23 protein-coding genes are annotated in these 19385 nt (G+C 74.0%); 13 read left to right on the top strand and 10 right to left on the bottom strand.

The window, feature by feature from the left end:
- Window positions 1–2: 2 nt before the first annotated feature.
- From ACTWP5_RS30105 to ACTWP5_RS30090, 4 genes are all read left to right on the top strand, one after another.
- Window positions 3–845: a carbohydrate ABC transporter permease gene (locus ACTWP5_RS30105; protein ID WP_443224338.1), complete on the top strand. Its 843-nt coding sequence runs from the start codon at window positions 3–5 to the stop codon at window positions 843–845.
- Window positions 842–1522 carry a bifunctional 4-hydroxy-2-oxoglutarate aldolase/2-dehydro-3-deoxy-phosphogluconate aldolase gene (locus ACTWP5_RS30100; protein WP_443224337.1) on the top strand — a complete coding sequence of 227 codons (681 nt, stop codon included), beginning with the start codon at window positions 842–844 and terminating at the stop codon, window positions 1520–1522. The genes ACTWP5_RS30105 and ACTWP5_RS30100 overlap by 4 nt, the downstream gene beginning before the upstream one ends.
- Window positions 1519–2517, top strand: coding sequence for a sugar kinase (locus ACTWP5_RS30095; protein ID WP_443224336.1), 999 nt, complete (start codon window positions 1519–1521; stop codon window positions 2515–2517). Before ACTWP5_RS30100 ends, ACTWP5_RS30095 begins: the two co-directional genes overlap by 4 nt.
- Window positions 2518–2769: 252 nt before the next feature.
- Window positions 2770–3513, top strand: coding sequence for a phosphotransferase (locus ACTWP5_RS30090; protein WP_443224335.1), 744 nt, complete (start codon window positions 2770–2772; stop codon window positions 3511–3513).
- 83 nt (window positions 3514–3596) lie between these two features.
- Here ACTWP5_RS30090 and ACTWP5_RS30085 read toward each other — a convergent pair whose 3' ends face one another.
- From ACTWP5_RS30085 to ACTWP5_RS30075, 3 genes are all read right to left on the bottom strand, one after another.
- A complete protein-coding gene (locus ACTWP5_RS30085; protein WP_443224334.1) occupies window positions 3597–4484 on the bottom strand; it encodes a sirohydrochlorin chelatase in 888 nt (295 codons plus the stop codon).
- 188 nt (window positions 4485–4672) lie between these two features.
- Window positions 4673–5686 carry an N-acetylglucosamine kinase gene (locus ACTWP5_RS30080; RefSeq protein WP_443224333.1) on the bottom strand — a complete coding sequence of 338 codons (1014 nt, stop codon included), beginning with the start codon at window positions 5684–5686 and terminating at the stop codon, window positions 4673–4675.
- Window positions 5683–6360 carry a uracil-DNA glycosylase gene (locus tag ACTWP5_RS30075; protein WP_443224332.1) on the bottom strand — a complete coding sequence of 226 codons (678 nt, stop codon included), beginning with the start codon at window positions 6358–6360 and terminating at the stop codon, window positions 5683–5685. Before ACTWP5_RS30075 ends, ACTWP5_RS30080 begins: the two co-directional genes overlap by 4 nt.
- 303 nt (window positions 6361–6663) lie before the next feature.
- Between ACTWP5_RS30075 and ACTWP5_RS30070 the strand changes: the two genes are divergently transcribed.
- From ACTWP5_RS30070 to ACTWP5_RS30055, 4 genes are all read left to right on the top strand, one after another.
- Window positions 6664–7500 (top strand): HipA family kinase, encoded by an 837-nt coding sequence (locus tag ACTWP5_RS30070; protein WP_443224331.1) that lies wholly within the window; start codon window positions 6664–6666, stop codon window positions 7498–7500.
- Window positions 7497–7904, top strand: coding sequence for a DUF3037 domain-containing protein (locus tag ACTWP5_RS30065; RefSeq protein ID WP_443224330.1), 408 nt, complete (start codon window positions 7497–7499; stop codon window positions 7902–7904). Before ACTWP5_RS30070 ends, ACTWP5_RS30065 begins: the two co-directional genes overlap by 4 nt.
- Before the next feature lie 132 nt (window positions 7905–8036).
- Window positions 8037–8798, top strand: coding sequence for a 3-oxoacyl-ACP reductase FabG (gene fabG, locus ACTWP5_RS30060; RefSeq protein ID WP_443224329.1), 762 nt, complete (start codon window positions 8037–8039; stop codon window positions 8796–8798).
- An 89-nt stretch (window positions 8799–8887) separates the two neighbouring features.
- Window positions 8888–9577, top strand: a complete 690-nt coding sequence (locus ACTWP5_RS30055) for a uracil-DNA glycosylase (RefSeq protein ID WP_443224328.1) — start codon at window positions 8888–8890, stop codon at window positions 9575–9577.
- Window positions 9578–9673: 96 nt separating this feature from the next.
- Here the strand turns inward: ACTWP5_RS30055 and ACTWP5_RS30050 are convergent, their stop codons facing one another.
- On the bottom strand, window positions 9674–10168 hold the full coding sequence (locus ACTWP5_RS30050; RefSeq protein ID WP_443224327.1) for a nucleoside 2-deoxyribosyltransferase domain-containing protein: 495 nt from the start codon (window positions 10166–10168) through the stop codon (window positions 9674–9676).
- A 199-nt stretch (window positions 10169–10367) separates the two neighbouring features.
- Here ACTWP5_RS30050 and ACTWP5_RS30045 point away from each other — a divergent pair, with 199 nt between their 5' ends.
- A complete protein-coding gene (locus tag ACTWP5_RS30045) occupies window positions 10368–11270 on the top strand; it encodes a Gfo/Idh/MocA family protein (protein ID WP_443224326.1) in 903 nt (300 codons plus the stop codon).
- Window positions 11271–11340: 70 nt separating this feature from the next.
- Here ACTWP5_RS30045 and ACTWP5_RS30040 read toward each other — a convergent pair whose 3' ends face one another.
- Entirely contained in the window at window positions 11341–12228 is an 888-nt protein-coding gene (locus ACTWP5_RS30040; RefSeq protein WP_443224325.1) for an undecaprenyl-diphosphate phosphatase, read from the bottom strand.
- 348 nt (window positions 12229–12576) lie between these two features.
- Here ACTWP5_RS30040 and tuf point away from each other — a divergent pair, with 348 nt between their 5' ends.
- Complete coding sequence (tuf, locus tag ACTWP5_RS30035; protein WP_443224324.1) at window positions 12577–13773, top strand: elongation factor Tu; 1197 nt, start codon at window positions 12577–12579, stop codon at window positions 13771–13773.
- A 200-nt stretch (window positions 13774–13973) separates the two neighbouring features.
- Window positions 13974–14816 (top strand): spermidine synthase, encoded by an 843-nt coding sequence (locus ACTWP5_RS30030; protein WP_443224353.1) that lies wholly within the window; start codon window positions 13974–13976, stop codon window positions 14814–14816.
- Here the strand turns inward: ACTWP5_RS30030 and ACTWP5_RS30025 are convergent.
- Together ACTWP5_RS30025 and ACTWP5_RS30020 are read right to left on the bottom strand one after the other, a co-directional pair.
- Window positions 14792–15754, bottom strand: coding sequence for a hypothetical protein (locus ACTWP5_RS30025; protein ID WP_443224323.1), 963 nt, complete (start codon window positions 15752–15754; stop codon window positions 14792–14794). The two genes, ACTWP5_RS30030 and ACTWP5_RS30025, sit on opposite strands and share 25 nt — an antisense overlap.
- Window positions 15755–16073: 319 nt before the next feature.
- Entirely contained in the window at window positions 16074–16937 is an 864-nt protein-coding gene (locus ACTWP5_RS30020) for an EamA family transporter (RefSeq protein WP_443224322.1), read from the bottom strand.
- A gap of 147 nt (window positions 16938–17084) precedes the next feature.
- On the opposite strand from ACTWP5_RS30020, the gene ACTWP5_RS30015 reads away from it, so the two are divergent.
- Complete coding sequence (locus ACTWP5_RS30015; protein WP_443224321.1) at window positions 17085–17654, top strand: helix-turn-helix domain-containing protein; 570 nt, start codon at window positions 17085–17087, stop codon at window positions 17652–17654.
- Window positions 17655–17700: 46 nt separating this feature from the next.
- On the opposite strand, the gene ACTWP5_RS30010 is transcribed toward ACTWP5_RS30015, so the two are convergent.
- On the bottom strand, window positions 17701–18120 hold the full coding sequence (locus ACTWP5_RS30010) for a CoA-binding protein (protein ID WP_443224320.1): 420 nt from the start codon (window positions 18118–18120) through the stop codon (window positions 17701–17703).
- Window positions 18121–18317: 197 nt separating this feature from the next.
- Here ACTWP5_RS30010 and ACTWP5_RS30005 point away from each other — a divergent pair, with 197 nt between their 5' ends.
- Window positions 18318–18941, top strand: a complete 624-nt coding sequence (locus ACTWP5_RS30005; protein ID WP_443224319.1) for a YigZ family protein — start codon at window positions 18318–18320, stop codon at window positions 18939–18941.
- A gap of 21 nt (window positions 18942–18962) precedes the next feature.
- On the opposite strand, the gene ACTWP5_RS30000 is transcribed toward ACTWP5_RS30005, so the two are convergent.
- Complete coding sequence (locus ACTWP5_RS30000) at window positions 18963–19136, bottom strand: hypothetical protein (protein WP_443224318.1); 174 nt, start codon at window positions 19134–19136, stop codon at window positions 18963–18965.
- Window positions 19137–19193: 57 nt separating this feature from the next.
- A partial coding sequence (locus ACTWP5_RS29995) for a carbamoyltransferase C-terminal domain-containing protein (protein WP_443224317.1) occupies window positions 19194–19385 on the bottom strand: 192 nt, incomplete at its 5' end.

Genomic DNA, 19385 nt, shown 5'->3' with positions numbered 1-19385 from the left:
CGATGTCCACCACACTCTCCCGCCCCCGCCGGTGGTCCCTGCTCGCCCTCGCGATCGCGGTCACCTCCGTGCTGATGTTCCCCGTCTACTGGATGATCATGACCTCGATCGTCCCCTCCGAACGGCTGCTGGTCTCCGAACCGCCGCTGGTCCCACCCGCCGACGCCACCTCGATCAGTGCCTACACCTCCGTGTTCCGCGACGTGCCCGTCATGGACTGGATGCGGAACTCCGCGATCACCACCCTGGGCGCCGCCGTCATCTCCACGGTGGTCAGCACGCTGGGCGGCTACAGCCTCTCCCGCTTCCGCTCCAGGGGCCAGCAGGCCATGGGCTTCACCCTGCTGTTCAGCCGCATGCTGCCGGGCACGCTGCTGATCATCCCGATCTTCGTGCTCTTCGCCAACTTCGGCATGGTCAACAACCTGTGGTCGGTCACCCTCGTGAACACCGCGGCCACCGTTCCGTTCACGACCTGGCTGATGAAGGGCTTCGTCGACGCCGTCCCGGTCGAGATCGAACAGGCCGCCATGATCGACGGATGCGGACGGGCGGGCGCGCTGTGGCGCGTGGTCGTCCCCCTGCTCAAGCCCGGCATCGCCGCGACGTTCACCTACGCGTCGATCCTCACCTGGGGCGACTTCCTCTTCGCCCGCACGCTCATGGGCAACCCCGACGGCTGGACCGTCACCGTCGGCATCGCCTCCTTCATCGGCGAGTTCAGCGTCGACTGGTCCGGCCTGATGGCCGTCGGCCTGGTCTCGATGGTGCCGATGGTCCTCCTCTTCCTGTTCCTCGAACCCTTCCTGACCAAGGGGATGGCGACGGGCTCGGTGAAGGGATGAGCCCCGAGGACACCACCATCCCGGACCGGGACAGCACCGCCCGGGGACCGGCGGGCGTCGTCGCCATCGTGCGGCTGAACACCGCCCCGCCCGACGAGGTCAGCGCCGCCCTGGTGGACGCCGGCGTCCCGGCGCTGGAGGTCACCCTCACCACGCCGGGGGCCGAGGCGGCCATCGCGCGGTGGCGGGAGTCGGGCGTGGCCGCCTCGATCGGCGCGGGCACCGTACGCACCCCGGAGGAGGTCCGCCGCGCGGTGAGGTCAGGAGCGCAGTTCCTGGTCACGCCGACCACCGCACCGGCCGTGCTCGACGCCGCCGGTGAGGCCGGGGTGCCCGTGCTCTGCGGCGCCCTGACCCCCACCGAGATCGACGCGGCCTGGCGGCTCGGCGCCGCGGCGGTCAAGGTGTTTCCCGTCGACGCGGTCGGCGGAGCGGCCTACGTCAGGGCCGTCCAGGCGCCCCTCACGGACGTCCCGCTGGTGCCGACCGGCGGCGTCGACGCGGCCGCCGCGCGCGCCTACGCGGCCCTGGGCTGCCGCGGGGTCGGCGTGGGCGGCTTCCTCGTCTCCGACGGCGTCGTGGCGGCCGGGGACTTCGACGGCCTGCGCGCGCGGGCCGCCGAGCTGACCGCCGCCTGGCGCGCCGGCACGGCGGATTCCTCCGGGGAGGCGCCGTGACCTGGCCGCCCCGGCCCGAACCGCTCGGCGCCCGGCTCGACGTCGTCGGTGTCGGCGAGGCCATGCTGCTCCTCCAGGCGCCGCCGCCGTCGCTGATCGAGGAGGCGGACACGCTGTCGGTGTCGGCCGCCGGCGCCGAGTTGAACGTGTGCGCCGCCGTGGCCCGGCTGGGCGGCCGGGCGGCGTTCCTTTCCGCGGTGGGGGCGGACGCCCCCGGGCGGCGGGTACGGCGCGCCGTGCGGGACCTCGACGTCGCGGACGCGCTGGTCCGTGAGGACCCCGCCCGCCCGACCGGCGTGTTCCTGCGGGAGACGCCCGCCAGTGGGGAACGGCGGGTGACCTACTACCGCGCCGGCTCGGCGGCCTCGGCCCTCGACGCGTCCGCCGCCGACCTCCTCACCGCGGGGAACGCCCCACGAGCCGTGGTGGTCTCGGGACTGACCGCGTCCCTCGGCGCGGGCCCACGGCGGCTGCTGGAGCGGCTGGCCCGGCAGGCGGCGGACACCGGCGCCGCCGTGGTGCTCGACGTCAACCTGCGCCCCAGCCTCGGTCTCGACGAGGCGCTGACCACGATGAGGCGCATGCTCCCGCGGGTCGACCTCCTGGTGCTCGGCGACGACGAGTCCGGCCCGCTGTTCGGCACCACTGACCCCGCGGACGTGCTGGCCGCGGCCGCGGCCGCCGGGGTCGGGGAGACGGTGCTCAAGGGCGGTGAGCGCGGCTGCTGGCTGCGGGACGACGGCGGCCTGCGACACGTCCCCGCGCACCCCACGCGCGTCGTCGACACGGTGGGCGCCGGCGACGCCTTCCTCGGCGCCTTCCTCGCGGCGCGGCTCGCCGGCGCCCGTCCCCTGGCCGCCGCCGGCCTGGGTGCCCGGATCGCCGCGGGAGTCGTCGCCCGCCCCGGCGACACCGCCGGCCTGCCCGACCGGGCCGCCGGCCGCCGCCTCCTCGACGCCGCCCTCGGCGCCCCGTCCCCACCCGGCCGACCCTGAAGTGCCGCGCCGGCACGGCGCCGCCTCCGCACCCGCCCCGGGGCAGGCTCTGCGGGGGGCGTGACCCTCGCACGTGGGGGAGTTCGGGCACCACCGCAGCCTCTTCGCGCGCAGTCCGCCACGGGGGCGCACGAGCCCCGGCCGGCCGACCGCCGGCTCGGGCCGGCACGTGCGGGGTTCGCAGCGGCCCTCGTGGCGTGCCGCCAGGGGCGCGTTTCGGGCGGCCGGCAGGAGCGGTTAGGGTCGCCCGACATGGACAGCACGGAGGAGACCTCGCTGCCCGGGGGCTTCGTCAACCAGGTCGTCCGGGTCGGGACGACCGTGCGCCGTTCCCCCACGGACCGCTCGCCGTTCGTCCGCCGGCTCCTGACCCACTTCGAGCGGCGCGGCTGGGAGGGCGCGCCCCGGTTCCTGGGCGTTGACGAGCGGGGGCGGGAGATCCTCGGCCACATCGAGGGCCGCGCGGCGCTGACCGCCGAGGAGCGGCGCCTGGCGCGGTCGGAGCGGGCGCTGCGGGCCGTGGCCGGGATGGTGAGGACGTTCCACGACCTGACGTGTGGCACACCGTTGGCCGAGGGCGGCGAGGTGGTCTGCCACAACGACCTGTCACCCAGGAACACCGTCTACGCGGTCGAGGGGGGCGCCTGGCGTCCGGTCGCGCTCATCGACTGGGACATCGCCACCGCCGGGGACCGGATCCAGGACGTCGCCCACCTCTGTTGGCAGTATCTCGACCTCGGACCCGGCACCGCCGACCCTGACAAGGCGGCGCGCGGGATCGCGCTGATCCGCGACGCCTACGGGCTCACGGAACCGCTGCCCGCCCTCGTCGAGACGATCCTGTGGTGGCAGGACCGCTGCTGGCGCGGGATCGAGGCGGCCGCCGCAGCGGGCGAACCCGCCATGGTCGGCCTGTGGGAGCGCGGCGTCGTCGAGGAGGTGCGCGCCGCCCACGCCTGGGTGGCCGCACACCGCCGCCGCCTCGCCGAGGGCTGACCCCGGGCCGGCCCCGCTCCCGGAGCCCGCACCTGCCGTCGCCGCTGTCCCGGCCGCCCGGACGGCCGGGATCGGCTCAGGACCTATCGGGCGGGCGAGGTCTCCGGCGTCAGGCCGAGCTCCGACATGTAGACCGACAGGACCAGCTTGCCGACCGCCGGATACGCGCCGAGCGGCTCCGCCGCCGGGCAGCCCGCCTCCTTCGTGGCCGTCGCGAGCATGCCCTCGGGGGCCTCGGGGCCGATCAGGTAGGGCGCGAGCGCCAGCTGCTGGGAGCCGGAGCTCAGGAGCTTGCGGGCCGTCTCCTCGACGGAGCCCTCCTCGTCGAGCGCCGCCGCGAGGACCGGCACGGCCAGCCGCGCCGAGAGCAGCATCCCCGTGATGCCGGCCGCGCGCACCGCCTCCGCGCCGCCCACGGCGGCGAGCACGATGCCGTCGGCGGCGGTCGCCACGGTGAACAGCCGGGCGCGGTCGGCCCGCGCCAGGCCCGCCTCGGACAGCCGCACGTGCACGGCCTCCGCCAGCAGCGGATGCGGGCCGAGAGCGCCGGCGACCAGCACCTGGGCGCCGCTGGCGGCGGCGGTCTGCTCGATCGCCGCCAGGTGTCCGGGCTCAGGACCGGCCAGCAGCGGGATCACGACCGCCAGGGGGCCCTCGGTGTCGCCGGGGCGGTCGGCGACGGCCTGCGCCAGCACGTCTCCGAGCGTCGCGAACTCCGCCTCCTCACCCTCGGGCGCGGGTTCGACGAAGCCCACCCTCGCGTCGAGCCCGGGCAACTCCGCGCGGGCGATGCTCACCACCTCGTCGGCGAGGTCACGGCTTTCTCGCGAGGGCTGCCCAGGCACCGCCAGCACCAGCGCGGGTGCACCCTGCGGAGCGGTCACCGGCTCGGGGCGGCGGTGACGTCCAGGCTTACGGGGACGCGGCATGCGAACGGGCAGACCGGACGCGGGCGGAGTGGGGGAGCTCATGCCGCCGCATGTTAACGCCTCCACGGGCGCTCAGCCTCCCGCGGGGGAACTCATCCCGTTCTACCCGTTTTCTCCAGGCGGTGGGCGAGCTCCCGAACCGGCCGGGTCGCCCACCGTCGGCCCGAGAACCGACCGACCCTCTGGACGCGGCACGCCGCACCGTCTGGTCCGATGCCCCCGCCACGCCGTCAGAGCACGTGCAGCAGCGACGGGTCGGCCGGCAGCCGCAGCGAACCCGCGCTGAGCCCCGCGGCGACCAGCACGGCGCCCTCCAGCGGACCACCGGCGGCCGGCACCAGATCCGCCTCCGGCAGCCGTTCGCGCACCTCCTCGCGCAGGGGCCCGAGCAGCGGCTCGCCGAGCCGCGTCAGGCCGCCCGTCACAGCCACCGCCGCGCCCGGCACCGCCGGGCACGCGGCGGCCGCCGTCACCGCGATCTCCCGGGCTGCCTGCCGCAGGATCGCCACGGCCACCGGGTCCGCCTCCCCACCCGTCGCGCACGCGGCGACCTCGGGGGCGAAGGACGCCAGGACCGCCGGCCGGTCGGTCCGGGGATACAGCCGCTCGGGAAGCCCCGCCGGCGGCCCGAGGACACGCGTCGCGCGCTCCAACAAGGCCGCGGAGCCCCCGGCCCGGCCGTCGTGCTCCCGCAGCGCCGCCTCCAGGCCCGCCCGACCGATCCAGGCGCCACCGCCGCAGTCCCCCAGCAGGTGACCCCAGCCGTCGGCCCGCCGCCACCCCCGCAGGTCGGTGCCGACGGCGATCATGCCGGTGCCCGCCGCCACGACCACGCCGGGGCGCGCCCCCAGGGCCCCCGCGTAGCCCGTCACCGCGTCGGCCGCCAACGCCAGTCGGCGCACGCCCAGCCCGTCCGCCAGCGCCGCGGGCAGCCGCGCCCGCAGCTGCCCGCCCAGCGTCGCCATCCCGGCCGCCCCGACGCAGACCGCCTCCAGCCGGCCCTCCTCGCCCGCCTGCTGGAGCAGCGCCCGGACGGCGGGCACCACCTGGCCCGCCAGGTGCTCGGCGTCGATCCCCTCGCCGCCGGTGCGGACCGGCTCCGCGCACGTCGCGCCGGCCGCGTGCACCGGCAGCCCGTCCGCGTCCAGCCGCGCCAACGCCACCCTGAGGCCGGAACCGCCGGAGTCCACGCCGACCACCCAGCGGGGGAGCCCGTCACCCCCGGCACCCCCGACGACGCTCACGGCAGCTTCCAGTCCACCGGTGCCGCTCCCTGCTCGGACAACAGCGCGTTCGCCCGGCTGAACGGCCGCGACCCGAAGAACCCGCGGTCGGCCGACATCGGCGAGGGATGCGCGGACTCCACCGTGGGCACCGCCCCCAGCAGCGGGCGCAGTCCCCGGGCGTCCCGCCCCCACAGGATCGCCACCAGCGGCTTCTCCCGGGCGGCCAGCGCCCGGATCGCCTGGTCGGTGACCTCCTCCCAGCCCTTGCCCCGGTGAGCCCCGGGCCGGCGCGGAGCCGTGGTCAGGGAGCGGTTCAACAGCAACACGCCCTGCTCCGTCCACGGTGTCAGGTCGCCGCAGGAGGGCCGCGGCAACCCCAGGTCGCTGCCGAGCTCACGGAAGATGTTCTCCAGGCTCCCGGGCAGCGGCGTCACCTCGGGCGCCACCGAGAAGCTGAGGCCCACCGCGTGGCCGGGCGTCGGATACGGATCCTGACCCACGATCAGGACCCTGACCTCCTCGAAGGGCTGCTGGAAGGCGCGCAGGACGTGCGGGCCGGCCGGGAGGTACGTCCGGCGCGCGGCGATCTCCGCGCGCAGGAAGTCACCCATCGCGCCGATCCGGTCGGCGACCGGACCCAGCGCCCGGGCCCAGCCCGGCTCGACGATCTCGTGCAATGGTCGTGCTGCCACGGTCCGTTACCCTACTGCCGCTCGCTGACGTTCGATCCCCGGCTCCCGCGCCGTCACCCGCGGCGTCCCCCTCGCCGGGGGGCCACCCCGACACCGCCACGCCCGTCGAGTGGGCCTCCCGCCCCCATGACGAGCACCTCGCACACCTCCCGCGGGCACCGCCCCGACCATCGCCACCACACCTCCGTGACCGTCCTCGACACCGGAACGCCCCCAGTGTGCCGCCCGCCACTGACAGTGACCTCCCGCCCGCCGAGGGCGGGCCCGTCGGAGCTCTCCGCCCGCCCCGTCTAACCTGGGGGAATGCTCCGCGACACCTCCGCGAGCCGCTACGTCACCCCGCTGCGGGAGGGCGGCTCGCTCCCCGGCCTCGTCGAGGCCGACGACCTCGGCACGTACGTCATGAAGTTCACCGGAGCCGGCCAGGGCAGGAAGAGCCTCGTCGCCGAGATCGTCTGCGGCCAGCTCGGGCGCCGCCTCGGGCTGCGCGTCCCCGAACCGGTCCTCCTCCACCTCGACCCCGTCATCGGCCGCTCCGAGCCCGACGAGGACGTCCAGGACCTCCTGCGGGCCAGCGGCGGACTCAACCTCGGCATCGACTACCTGCCCGGGTCCATCGGATTCGATCCCCTCGCCTACGCCGTCAGCCCTCGCGAGGCCGGCGAGGTCGTCTGGTTCGACGCGCTCATCGGCAACGTCGACCGCTCCTGGCGCAACCCCAACCTCCTGGTCTGGCACGGCGAGCTGTGGCTGATCGACCACGGCGCGGCCCTCACCTGGCACCACAACTGGTCGAGCGGCTCCGCCGCCGACCGCGCCCGCCGCGCCTACGACGCCTCCGACCACGTGCTCGCCCCCGTCGGCCCCGACCTCGCCGCGGCCGCCGCCGCCCTCGCTCCGCGCGTGACCGTCGACCTGCTCGAGGAGGTCCTCGCCGACGTGCCCGACGCCTGGCTCGTCGACGAACCCGGCTTCACCTCGCCGGGTGCCGTCCGCGCCGCCTACGTGGAGATCCTCTCGCTGCGCGCCCAGGGCCTGCCCGAGCGCGTCACCCTCGGCCCTCGCAGCGCCCCCCGCCCCTCGCAGGCCCCGGGATGGCTGACGGGCAGGCCGGAGCCGGCCGGCGGAGCGGCCCGATGAGCCCGCGCGGCGCGAACGCCACGGGCGGGCGTGAGCTCTTCGAGTACGCCGTGCTCCGTGTCGTGCCGCGTGTCGAGCGAGGCGAGTCGATCAACGCCGGGGTGATCCTCTACTGCCAGGCCCGCTCCTTCCTCGCCGCCCGCACCCACCTCGACGTCGAGCGGCTGCGGGCGCTGGACAGCCGGGCCGACGTCGCGGGCGTGCGCGCCGCGCTGGGCGCGGCCGAGTCCGTCTGCCGTGGCGGACCCGCGGCCGGCCCGGCGGCGGGCGACGGCCCCGGCCGGCGCTTCCGCTGGCTGGTCGCCCCACGGAGCACCGTCGTCCAGCCGGGCCCCGTGCACACCGGCCTCACCGCCGACCCGGCCGCCGAGCTCGACCACCTCCTCGACGTTCTGGTGCGGTGACGGCGCGAACGTCCGTGGGAGCGCCGCCCGGTGGCCTCGTTGACAGCCACGGTCCGGCCTCGTAGCGTCACCCCCGCACCCCGGGGCTACCGGCCGGTAGCCTCCTGGTTCCACGTGAGAGGCAGGCACCGCATGTCCACCACCGAGCAGCGCGTCGCCATCGTCACCGGGGCGGCACGGGGCATCGGCGCCGCGACGGCCGTCCGGCTCGCCGCCGAGGGCCGCGCGGTGGCCGCGCTCGACCTGTCGGAGGAGGCCTGCGCCGGCACCGTCGAGCAGATCACCGCGGCCGGCGGGCGGGCCCTGGCCGTCGGATGCGACGTCGCCGACGCCGAGCAGGTCACCAGCGCGGTGGCCCGCGTCGCCGCCGAGCTCGGCCCTCCCGAGATCCTCGTCAACAACGCGGGCGTGCTCCGCGACAACCTGCTGTTTCGGATGAGCGAGTCCGACTGGGACACCGTGATGAACGTGCACCTGCGCGGCGCGTTCCTCATGACCCGTGCCTGCCAGTCCCACATGGTCGACGCCGGCTTCGGCCGCGTCGTCAGCCTCTCCTCCACCTCCGCCCTCGGCAACCGCGGCCAGGTCAACTACGCCGCGGCCAAGGCCGGCATCCAGGGCTTCACCAAGACGCTCGCCAAGGAACTCGGCAAGTTCGGCATCACCGCCAACGCCGTCGCCCCCGGCTTCATCGCCACCGAGATGACCGCGCAGACCGCCGACCGGCTCGGCGTGACCTTCGACGACCTCCAGCAGGCCGCCGCGCAGGAGATCCCCGTGCGCCGCGTGGGCCGCCCCGAGGACGTCGCCGCGGCCATCGCGTTCTTCACCGGCGAGGAGGCCGGATTCGTCTCCGGGCAGGTCCTGTACGTCGCGGGCGGTCCCCTCTCCTGACCAGGGTGTCAGTGGCCGACGGTAGCGTCTGACGCGTCATCCGGACCCCGGTCCGGCCATCTTCCACTCCTCTCACGGAGGTTGACGACGTGATCGGCACGCTGCCCGGATCCTGGCAGGACATCCTCGGCCCCGAGCTCGACAAGCCCTACTTCAAGGAGCTCACCGAGTTCGTCCACGGGGAGCGGGCCAACGGCCCGGTCTACCCGCCCGAGGAGGAGGTCTTCGCCGCGCTGGAGGCCACCCCGTACGAGCAGGTGAAGGTCGTCATCCTCGGCCAGGACCCGTACCACGGGGAGGGCCAGGGGCACGGCCTGTCCTTCTCCGTGCGGCCCGGCGTCAGGATCCCGCCGTCCCTGCGGAACATCTACAAGGAGCTCCGCGACGAGCTCGGCCACCCCATCCCCGACAACGGATACCTGATGCCCTGGGCCCGCCAGGGGGTCCTCCTGCTCAACGCCGTGCTCACCGTCCGCGCCGGCCAGCCGGCGTCGCACAAGGGCAAGGGCTGGGAGAAGTTCACCGACGCCGTCATCCGGGCCGTGGCCGCCCGCCCCGACCCCGCCGTCTTCGTCCTGTGGGGCGCCTACGCCCGCAAGAAGGCCCGGCTGGTCGGCGACGGACGCCACGCCATCGTCGAGGGTCCGCACCCCTCGCCGCTGTCCCCCCAGCGCTTCGGCGGCACCCAGCCCTTCACCCGCATCAACGAGGCGATCGCCGCCCAGGGCCACAGCCCCATCGACTGGCGGATCCCCAACGTGGGCCCCGACGCCCGGTGACGGCGTGACGGGTGGCCCGGCGGACGGCGCACCGGCCGGGCCTGCGCGCGGCGGCCGAGAGCGGCACGGCCCCCCGCGCCGGGGACGGCGCTGGCGTCAGCCCGCGTCGCCCACACGGCCGGCGAGCGCCAGAGCCGCCGACACGGTGTCGGCCAGGGTGTCGCACACCGGCACGCCGTGGCGGTGCGCGACGTGGACGAGGTAGCGGTTGCGCTCGGGGTTCGGACAGTCAGGCGGGCAGCCGAGGACCGCCCGGCCGGTGCCGACGTCGAGGCCGAACTCCACGTTGGTGGTGAAGCCGGGCAACGTCCTCACGTCGCGGGGAATCCAGAACAGGATCGCCGAGGCGGCGGCGCGGGCGTCGGTCTCCCAGTCGACCTGGTCGTCGTAGTCGGCGGCGCGCCGGCCGCCCCGTGACTCGGGCGACAGCACGGTCAACGCGCCGGGCCCGGCCCACTGGCGGTCCACCTCGGCGATCGCGGCCGGCCGCCAGGAGTCGACGGGCGCGTCGAGGCGCGGCGTGGGCCCGGCCAGGAACACGCTGGGCCCGGCGGCAGGAAGGGGCTCGCGGGCCATGACGAGACGGATCATGCGGTCATCGGCTCGTGTCTACGGGAGAGGGGACCTCCATCGTGAGGGGCCTCGTCCCGCCCGACGGCCCTCATCCCGGCGTGCCAGCCCGAGGCCCTCGACGTCTGCCCCCACCGCCGGCCCGGCCCGTCGCCCCACCCCGGCGCCGCGTAAGCTCCCACGTCATCGACAACGACGTACCACGCGACAAGGAGCCTTCGTGAAGGTCGGCGTGATCGGGCTGGGCGACATCGCCCACAAGGCGTACCTGCCCGTGCTCACCACCCAGCCCGGAGTACGGCCCCACCTGCACACCCGCAGCCGCGCCACCCTCGAGCGGACCGGCGACGCCCACCACCTGCCGCCGACGCAGCGCCACGCCGAGTTCGCCTCGCTCCTCGACGCTGGCCTCGACGCCGCGTTCGTGCACGCCCCCACGGAGGCCCACCCCGAGCTCGTCACCCGCCTCCTCGACGCCGGCATACCGACCTACGTCGACAAGCCGCTGGCCTACGACCTCGCCGAGGCCCAACGGGTCGCGCACCTCGCCGAGACCCGGGGCGTGAGCCTGGCCGTCGGCTTCAACCGCCGCCACGCCCCCGCGTACGTCCAGTGCCTGGAGCACCCCCGCGACCTCGTCCTCCTGCAGAAGCACCGCGCCGGCCTTCCCGCGGACCCCCGGCACATGGTCTTCGACGACTTCATCCACGTCGTGGACACGCTGCGCTTCCTCGCCCCCGGCCCCATCGACCGCGTCGACGTCAGAACCCGCGTCCGCGACGGCCTGCTCCACCACGTCGTGCTGATGCTGTCCGGCGACGGCTTCACCGCCGTCGGCGCGATGAACCACCGCTCCGGATCGGCCGAGGAGATCCTGGAGGTCTCCGGCCAGGACAGCAAGCGCGAGGTCCGAAACCTCGCGGAGATCATCGACCACAAGGGCCAGCCCAGCGTCCGACGCCGGGGCGACTGGGTCCCGGTCGCGCGCCAGCGCGGCATCGAGGGCGCCGTCCTCGCCTTCCTCGACGCCGTCAGGGCCGGCCGTACCCTCACGCCCGGGGACGCGCTGCGCACCCACGAGCTGTGCGAGCGCGTCGTCCTCGCGGCGGCCCACGACGCCTGATCCCGGCCCGAACGGCCGACCACCGACGCGCCGCCGACGTGCCCCGCCGGGCACGCCCAGCCGGGCACGCTCAGCCGTGGCCGGCGGCCTCCGCCCCCGAGTTCGGATCCAGAACCCCCAGCGTCACCAGCACCAGGATCACCACACCGATCGCCACCCGGTACCACACGAACGGCATGAAGCTCCGCGTCGAGATCCACTTCATGAACCACGCGATGATCGCGTACGCCACGACGAACGACACGACGCTCGCGAGGATCGTCGGCCCCCACGACACGTGGGAGCCGTCCTCCCCGATCTCCGTCAGGTTGAACAGCCCCGACGCCATCACCGCCGGCACCGCCAGCAGGAACGAGTACCGCGCCGCCGCGTCCCGCCGGTACCCCAGGAACAGGCCACCCGTGATCGTCGCCCCGGACCGGGACACGCCCGGCACCAGCGCCATCGCCTGACACAGCCCGTACAGGACACCGTCCCGCACCGTCAGCTGCTCGATCGTCTTCCGCTCCCTGACCGCCCGGTGACGCCCTCCGGCCGGCACACGGCTCGCGATCCGGTCGGCCACGCCCAGGAGCAGGCCCAACACGATCAGCGTCATCGCGATGAGCCGCAGATCACGGAAGGAACCCTCGATCGAGTCCTGGAACGCCAGCCCCAGCACACCGATCGGCACCGAGCCGATGATCACCAGCCACCCGACGCGCGCGTCCGGGTTCCCCCGCATCGCCGGATTGACCAGGGAGCGGCACCACGCCGAGACGATCCGTCCTATGTCCTCCCGGAAGTAGATGAGGACCGCGAGCTCGGTGCCGATCTGCACGACCGCGGTGAACGCGGCACCCGGGTCCTCCCAGCCGGCCGCCACCGCGGTCAGCCGCAGGTGGGCACTGGACGAGATCGGAAGAAACTCGGTCAAACCCTGAACAAGCCCGAGAACGAGCGATTCGAACCAAGACATGAAGCGTCGACACGTATCCCGGGATCACGGCGGACGGGTGAGCGGGAGTCACTCTAAGCCACGCCTGGCGCCACGGCGCAGGCGGGCCGCCAGAAAACCACTCGACGCGGCCGCGCCCGGCGGGCGATCATCAGCTCATGACCTGGCAGACCTTCCTCGCGACACCGCCCCCCGTGGCGGCCACGCCGAAGGCTGCCTTCCTCGCCTCCACTGACGGCGCACGACGCTGACCCTTCCCGGATCGCACCGCGGGACCCACAGGGGGAGGGTCGGCACCGACCCGGGCCCCGCATCCCGACCGCACCACGACGGTCCGGCGATCCCACCTCAGCGCGAGGAAACAGCACCATGCCCAAGCAGGCATACGTCCGCACCAAGCCGCACCTCAACATCGGCACCATGGGGCACGTCGACCACGGGAAGACCACGCTGACGGCCGCCATCACCAAGGTCCTCAGCCAGCACGGCACCGGCGCCTACGTTCCCTTCCAGCGGATCGACGCCACCCCCGAGGAAGCCGCCCGCGGCATCACCATCACCCTCTCGCACGTCGAGTACGAGACCGACACCCGGCACTACGCCCACGTCGACATGCCCGGGCACGCCGACTTCGTGAAGAACATGGTCACCGGCGCCGCCCAACTCGACGGGGCGATCCTCGTCGTCTCCGCCGCCGACGGCGTGATGCCCCAGACCGTGGAGCACGTGCTGCTGGCCCGCCAGGTCGGCGTCGCGCACGTCGTGGTCGCCCTCACCAAGGCCGACCTCGGCGACCCCGAGCTGATGGACCTCGTGGAGCTGGAGGTCCGCGAGCTGCTCACCGCCCACGGCTACCCGGGAGACGTCCTGCCGATCGTCCGCGTCTCGGCGAGCGCCGCGCTGGAGGGCGACCCCCGCTGGAGCGCCGCCATCGAGGCGCTGCTCGACGCCGTGGACACCTACGTGCCGCTGCCCGAGCGCTACCTCGACGTCCCCTTCCTGCTGCCCGTGGAGAGCGTGGTGACCATCACCGGTCGAGGCACCGTCGTCACCGGAGCCGTGGAGCGCGGCACCGTACACGTCGGTGACCCCGTGCAGATCCTCGGCGGCGACGGCGCGGGGACCGTCACGACCCTCGACAGCGTCGTCACCGGGCTGGAGACGTTCGGCAAACCCATGACCGAGGCGCAGGCCGGCGACAACGTGGCGATCCTCCTGCGCGGCGTGCCCCGCAGCGCCGTGCGCCGGGGGCACGTCGTCGTCCAGCCGGGCAGCGTCACCTGCCACCGGAGCCTCACCGCCGAGGTCCACCTCCTCACCGCCGCCGAAGGAGGCCGACGCACCGCCATCGCCACCGGATACCGACCACAGTTCTTCTTCAGGACCGCCGACGTCGTCGGCGAGGTCACCCTCGACGAACCCGGCCACGCACGGCCCGGCCAGACCGTCACCATGACGGTCACGCTCGGCCACCCCGTGCCGCTGGAGCGCGGACTCGGCTTCGCGATCCGTGAGGGCGGACGCACCATCGGCGGCGGCACCGTCCTCGGCGTCACGCCGAACTGACCGCGGAAGGCGCCCACCGCACCAGCGGTGACGCCACGGCACCACCGCCACGCCCCGCCCGAGCCGGCGGGGCGTGGCAGGCGCGCGATGCCCGCCCGTCGCGCGTGCCGCACAATGAACGGGTGACACCGGTCCTCCCGCCGGCACCCGACCGGCCCGCGCGCCTCCCCGGCCAGCCCGACGGCCCCGACCGCCTCCCCGTGACCAGGACCGTCGACCACGGCCTCGCGCGCCTCCTGCCGGACCTCGACCACGCGAACGCGTGGCTCCTCACCGTCGAGGACGCCCCCCAGTCCTACGTCAACCTCGCGGACCCCCACCACCTGGAGTTCGAGTACGTCCGCCGCATCGCCCACGTCCTGGACACCGTGGCGCCCAAGGGCCAGCCCCTGGACGTGCTCCACCTCGGCGGCGGGGCCCTCACCCTGCCCCGCTACGTGGCCGCCACCCGGCCCGGGTCCCGGCAACGCGTCATCGAGGCCGACGGCGGGCTCGCCGACCTGGTCGCCGGCCACCTGCCCCGGCCACCCGGCGCCGACATCACCGTTCAGGTCGACGACGCCCTCGCCGCCGTTACCGCGAGCCCCGAGTCGTCCGTCGACGTCGTCATCGCCGACGTCTACGGCGGGTCCCGTATCCCCGCCCACATGACCACGCTCGACTGCGCCCGCGCCTGCGCGCGCGTCCTCCGGCGGGGCGGCGTCCACGTCGCCAACCTCGCCGACGCCCAGCCCCTCACGTTCCTGCGCTCCCAGCTCGCCACCCTCGGCGCCGTCTTCGCCGAGACGTGCCTCGTCGCCGAGCCCGCGATGCTGCGCGGCCGCCGCTTCGGCAACGCCGTCCTGGTCGCCGGCGACGCGCCGCTACCGGTGGCCGAACTCGCCCGCCGCGCCGCCGCCGACGCCTTCCCCGCCCGCACCGTCGACGGCGAGGCGCTCGCCCGCCTCACGGGGAACGCCGCGCCGGTGACGACCGACGCGGCTCTTCCCTCGCCCCGCCCCCCGCGGGGCGCGCTCGGTCAGTTCGCGTCCTCCGCCGGGTAGGGACGCAGACTGTTCATCATCTGCTCGATGGTCGCGTCGTCGATCTCCTCCGGGAACCCGGTGTCCATGGCCAGCACCCACGTCGCCAGGTCGTTGTTGAGATCGAGGTAGGAGACCGTGACCACCTTGCCGTCGAACGTGCCGCACGGGTTGTCCGGGTCCTCGGGGACGTTGGTGATGGTGGCGGTCACCGTGTGGCCGGAGATGCCGTGCTCGCTCTCGAACGGCTCGGGGTCGCTGACGCTCAGCCGGCCCTCCTGGTTCTGGTCGTAGGCGGCCAGCGCCCAGTTGCGGGCCTCGTTCTCCGCGGCCTCCTCGGTGCCGGTCGCGCCCTGCCCGCCCTTGGTGCCGGCCACCGCGCGCCAGCTGACGCCGTACTCGGCGTCGGGGCACCAGCCGTCCATGTAGGTGCTCACGCCTGACATGGCGACCAGGTAGTCACCGTAGGTGTCAGAGTCCTCCCGGTCGTCCAGGAACCCCACCGCGTAGCTCTCGGTGCCGGGGACCCATCCCTGGTCCTCCGGGGGGACGTCGAACGCGTTGTGCCGGTTCTCGATGGTCTGCACCTGCCAGTCGGGTGCCACGACCGGATCGGGCCTCTCCAGCACCTCACGGCGCGGGTTGTCGGGGTCGGACCCGCCGGAGTCGCCGCCCTCGGCGTCGCCGCCGCCACCGTTGTCCCCGGTCTCCTCGCCCGTCGGCTCCACGCTCTCGCCGCCGCCGCCGGCCTCGGCGTTGTCCTCGTCGTCACCCGTCATCAGGAAGGCCGCCGTGATCGCGGCGGCGGCCACCACGGCCGTCGCGGCCACGATCGCCACGGCGATCTTCCCCCGGCCCTGGCGGCCGCCGCCGGGCGGTGTCGGCGTCGGCGGCTGTCCCGTCTGCGCCTGCCACTGCGCCGTCGACGCCGCCTGCGGCGCGTTGTACGGACCCGGCATCTGGTACCCCTGCGGATACGACGGGGTCGCCGGCCCAGGCGCCGGCGGCGGCGGGGCCGGCGGCGTGTGCGGCGTCTGCGGTGGTGGCGGTGCGGGATACCCCGGCTGCTGTGCTCCCGGCTGCTGGTAGGGATTCGACCACTGTGGGCCGGGCCCACCCCCCGGCTGCTGTTCTCCTGGCCTCATGGCATGTGACCCTAGATCCCCCCGACCTGCGGGACCATCTCGGGCCCCGGATCGGAACGGACCTGCGACATGCCGGCGCCCCCCATGCCACAACGATGCCCGAGCGTCCCTTTCGCGCCCGCACCCCGGCGTCTCACCCCGAGGCCAACAGCAGCGTCCCCGCCATCGCCAACGCCGCCCCGGCGGTCTGGACCGGCAGCAGCCTCTCCCTCAGCACGCCCCGCGCCGCCAGCGCCGTGATCACGGGATACAGCGAGGCGAGCACCGCCGCCACGGCGACGGGTCCGAGGCGTGCCGCCAGCGCGTAGGTCGCGTTAGCCGCGACGTCGGCCAGTCCCACGAAGGCCAGCGACGGCAGCGCGGCCCTCATCAGCCTCCAATCGCCCCCCTCGGGCAGCAACCGGGCGCCGCGACGCACCGCGCCGTAGAGCGCGGCCCCACCCGCCAGCACGTTGCACACCCGCTGGACGAACAGCGCCAGGAACAGGCCCGTGACGTTCGTGGACGCCTCCGCGATCAGCGCCAGCACGGCCCCGATGCCGCCGGCGGACAGCAGCGTGTAGACGAGTGTCTGCCGCTGGATCCGGGCGCCGCCGACCTGTGGACCGCCCGCCAGCACGACACCGACGAACGCGACGAGGATGCCGAAGTACTGCACCGACCCCGGGCGTTCGCCCAGCAGGAGCGCGACGCCGACCGGGACCGCCACGGACGTCGCCACCAGCGGGGAGACGACTCCCATCGGGCCGAGTGCGAGGGCGCGGTAGAAGCACAGCACCGCGACCGGCCCGATGAGCCCGGCGGCCACGGCGAACCACAGCCGGTCGCTCGCCTCACTCCAGGCTCCCGTCGCCAGCACCACCACGCCGAGCACCGCCGCGGCCAGGGCCTGGGACGCCACGACGACCGTCAGGGCCGGCAGCCGCCGGGCCAGCAGCCCGCCCCCGAAGTCCGCCAGACCCCACAGCAGGCTGGTCGTCAGGGCCAGAGCGATCATCGAGTACCTCGCAAGTACACTGTTCTGGACTGTTCAGTCCACCAAACTGTAGCTCGCTCGACTGTACCCTAAAGTTCAAAATATTGAACAACGGGGTCGGCCTGGCCGACCCCGCGCCCCTTCCGCACCTGACCCGTCAGGAGCCCCGTGACCGACCTCGACCAGCTCACGCAGGCCCTCGCCCACAACCTCAAACGCCTCCGCACCGAACGAGGCTTCACACTCGAAGCGCTCGCCACCCGCGCCGGCGTCAGCCGCGGCATGCTGATCCAGATCGAACAGGCCAGGACCAACCCCAGCGTCGGCACCGTGGTGAAGATCGGCGACGCCCTCGGCGTCAGTGTCCAGACCCTCCTGAAGGAGCGGGACCTCACGGTCCGCCTCGTCCACGCCGACCAGGCCGTCCGCCTCTGGTCCACGGAGGCCGGCAGCCACAGCATCCTCCTCGCGGGCACCGAAGCCCCCGGCCCCCTCGAACTGTGGCAGTGGCGGCTCATGCCGGGCGAGGGCAGCGACTCCGACGCCCACCCCGTCGGCACCACGGAGCTCATCCACGTCACCGACGGGGTGCTCACCCTCGTCGTGGGCGACAACGAACACCAGGTGCCCGCCGGGACGTCCGCGACCTTCCCCTCACACGTCGCCCACAGCTACCGCAACAACGGCTCCGAGCCCGTCGAGATGACCATGGCGGTCTCCGTTCCCCCGCCACGGTGACCGGCAGGGCCGACCGCCGCGGACCGGCGGCCTCCCCCTCCCCGGCTCACCCCAGCCGCGGAATCTCGATCGCCGGGCAGTGGTCCATCACCATCTCCAACCCCGCGTCACGGGTCCGCCGAAAAGCCGACTCGTCGATCACGCCGAGCTGGAACCAGACCGCCTTCGCACCGATCGCCACCGCCTGGTCGGCCACCTCACCGGCCATCGAGCTGTTGACGAAGACGTCCACCACGTCCACCGGGAACGGGATCGAGGCCAGGTCGGGATACCCCTGCTCACCGTGGACCGTCTCGGCCTTCGGGTGCACCGGCACGACACGCTTGCCGAAGCTCTGGAGAACCTGCGCGACCCCGTAGGCCGCACGTCCCTGGTTCGACGACAGCCCCACCACGGCCCACGTGTCGCCCAACTCCGTGAGGATCCGACGCACCACGGCCCGGTCCCCGTACTCTGCCTCGCCCATCGCGTCCCTCGTCCCTCGTTCCTCGCGTCCTCTCCTGCCCTACCGTCGGCGGGGGCGTGCGGCTCGCGAGGAGCGACCGCGCGCTCAGACCGCGACACCTCACGGAGCGACGCCCACACCGCCATGCTCACAACCGACGGCGACGCCCCACCATTCCCGCGCCGAGGCGCGCCACACTCAACCCATACGCTGACCCCATGACGGACCGGTACCTCACCATCGCCGAGGAGAGCGAACACGAGACGGTGGTCAACCGCTCACGGTTCGTCTGCGCTCTCGCCCCCACCGCCACCGAGGACGCGGCCCGGTCCTTCCTCGCGCGCGTCCGCGCCCGCCATCCCACCGCGTCGCACCACTGCTACGCCTACGTGATCGGCTCCGACGCGCAGATCCAGAAGAGCAGCGACGACGGAGAACCCGGCGGCACGGCCGGCCTGCCCATGCTCCAGATGCTGACGCGGCGGGGCATCCGCAACACCACCGCCGTGGTCAGCCGCTACTTCGGCGGCACCAAGCTCGGCGCCGGCGGCCTCATCCGCGCCTACGGCGCAGCCGTCGGCCGCGCGCTGGACGCCTCCGGAACCGTCACCCGCCAGCACCTGCGGCTGGCCGTCATCACCGCCGACCACCAGCGTGCCGGTCGGCTGGAGAACGACCTGCGCGCGACCGGCCGGGAGATCCGCTCGGTCAGCCACGGCGAACGGGTGACGATCGAGCTCGGCCTGCCCGCCGCCGAGGTCGAGGAGTTCCGCGCCTGGCTGGCCCAGACCACGGCGGGCCAGGCCCGTGTCGACTTCGGCGGCGAGGTGGAGAGCGGCTGAGCTCCCGGGCCGTGCGGGCTGTCAGACCTTGGAGCGCTCGCCGGTGGTGTGGCGGATGAAGTAGGACGAGGCGTCGGGATCCAACTTCCGGTGAAGCGGGTCGTGGAAGAGGCGATACACCACGACGAAGGGAACGGCGATGAAGTAGGCGAGATTGAGAAAGACGTGGAGGAGTGCTCGGTTGACCTTACGCATGTGGGTTTCCTTCTTTTTATGGGTCTTGTCGAGCGGCGGGGGAGAGGGCGTTTGTTTTTAGTCGGGGGGGATGGTGTGGGTCCATTGGGTGGGGGTTTCGTGCCAGGGGGGTTGGGTGTGTTTGGTGAGGATGTAGGGGCCGAGGGTGAGGGTGTCGATGTGGGTGCGCATGAAGCATTGGTAGGCGTGGTGGGGGGTGTTGACGATGGGTTCGCCGCGGACGTTGAAGCTGGTGTTGATGAGGAGGGG

Source organism: Streptomyces sp. 4N509B (genome assembly GCF_052245655.1).
GTDB lineage: Bacteria > Actinomycetota > Actinomycetes > Streptomycetales > Streptomycetaceae > Streptomyces.
Note: the sequence above shows the minus strand (reverse complement) of the source record. Positions and strands in the feature narration are given on the sequence as shown.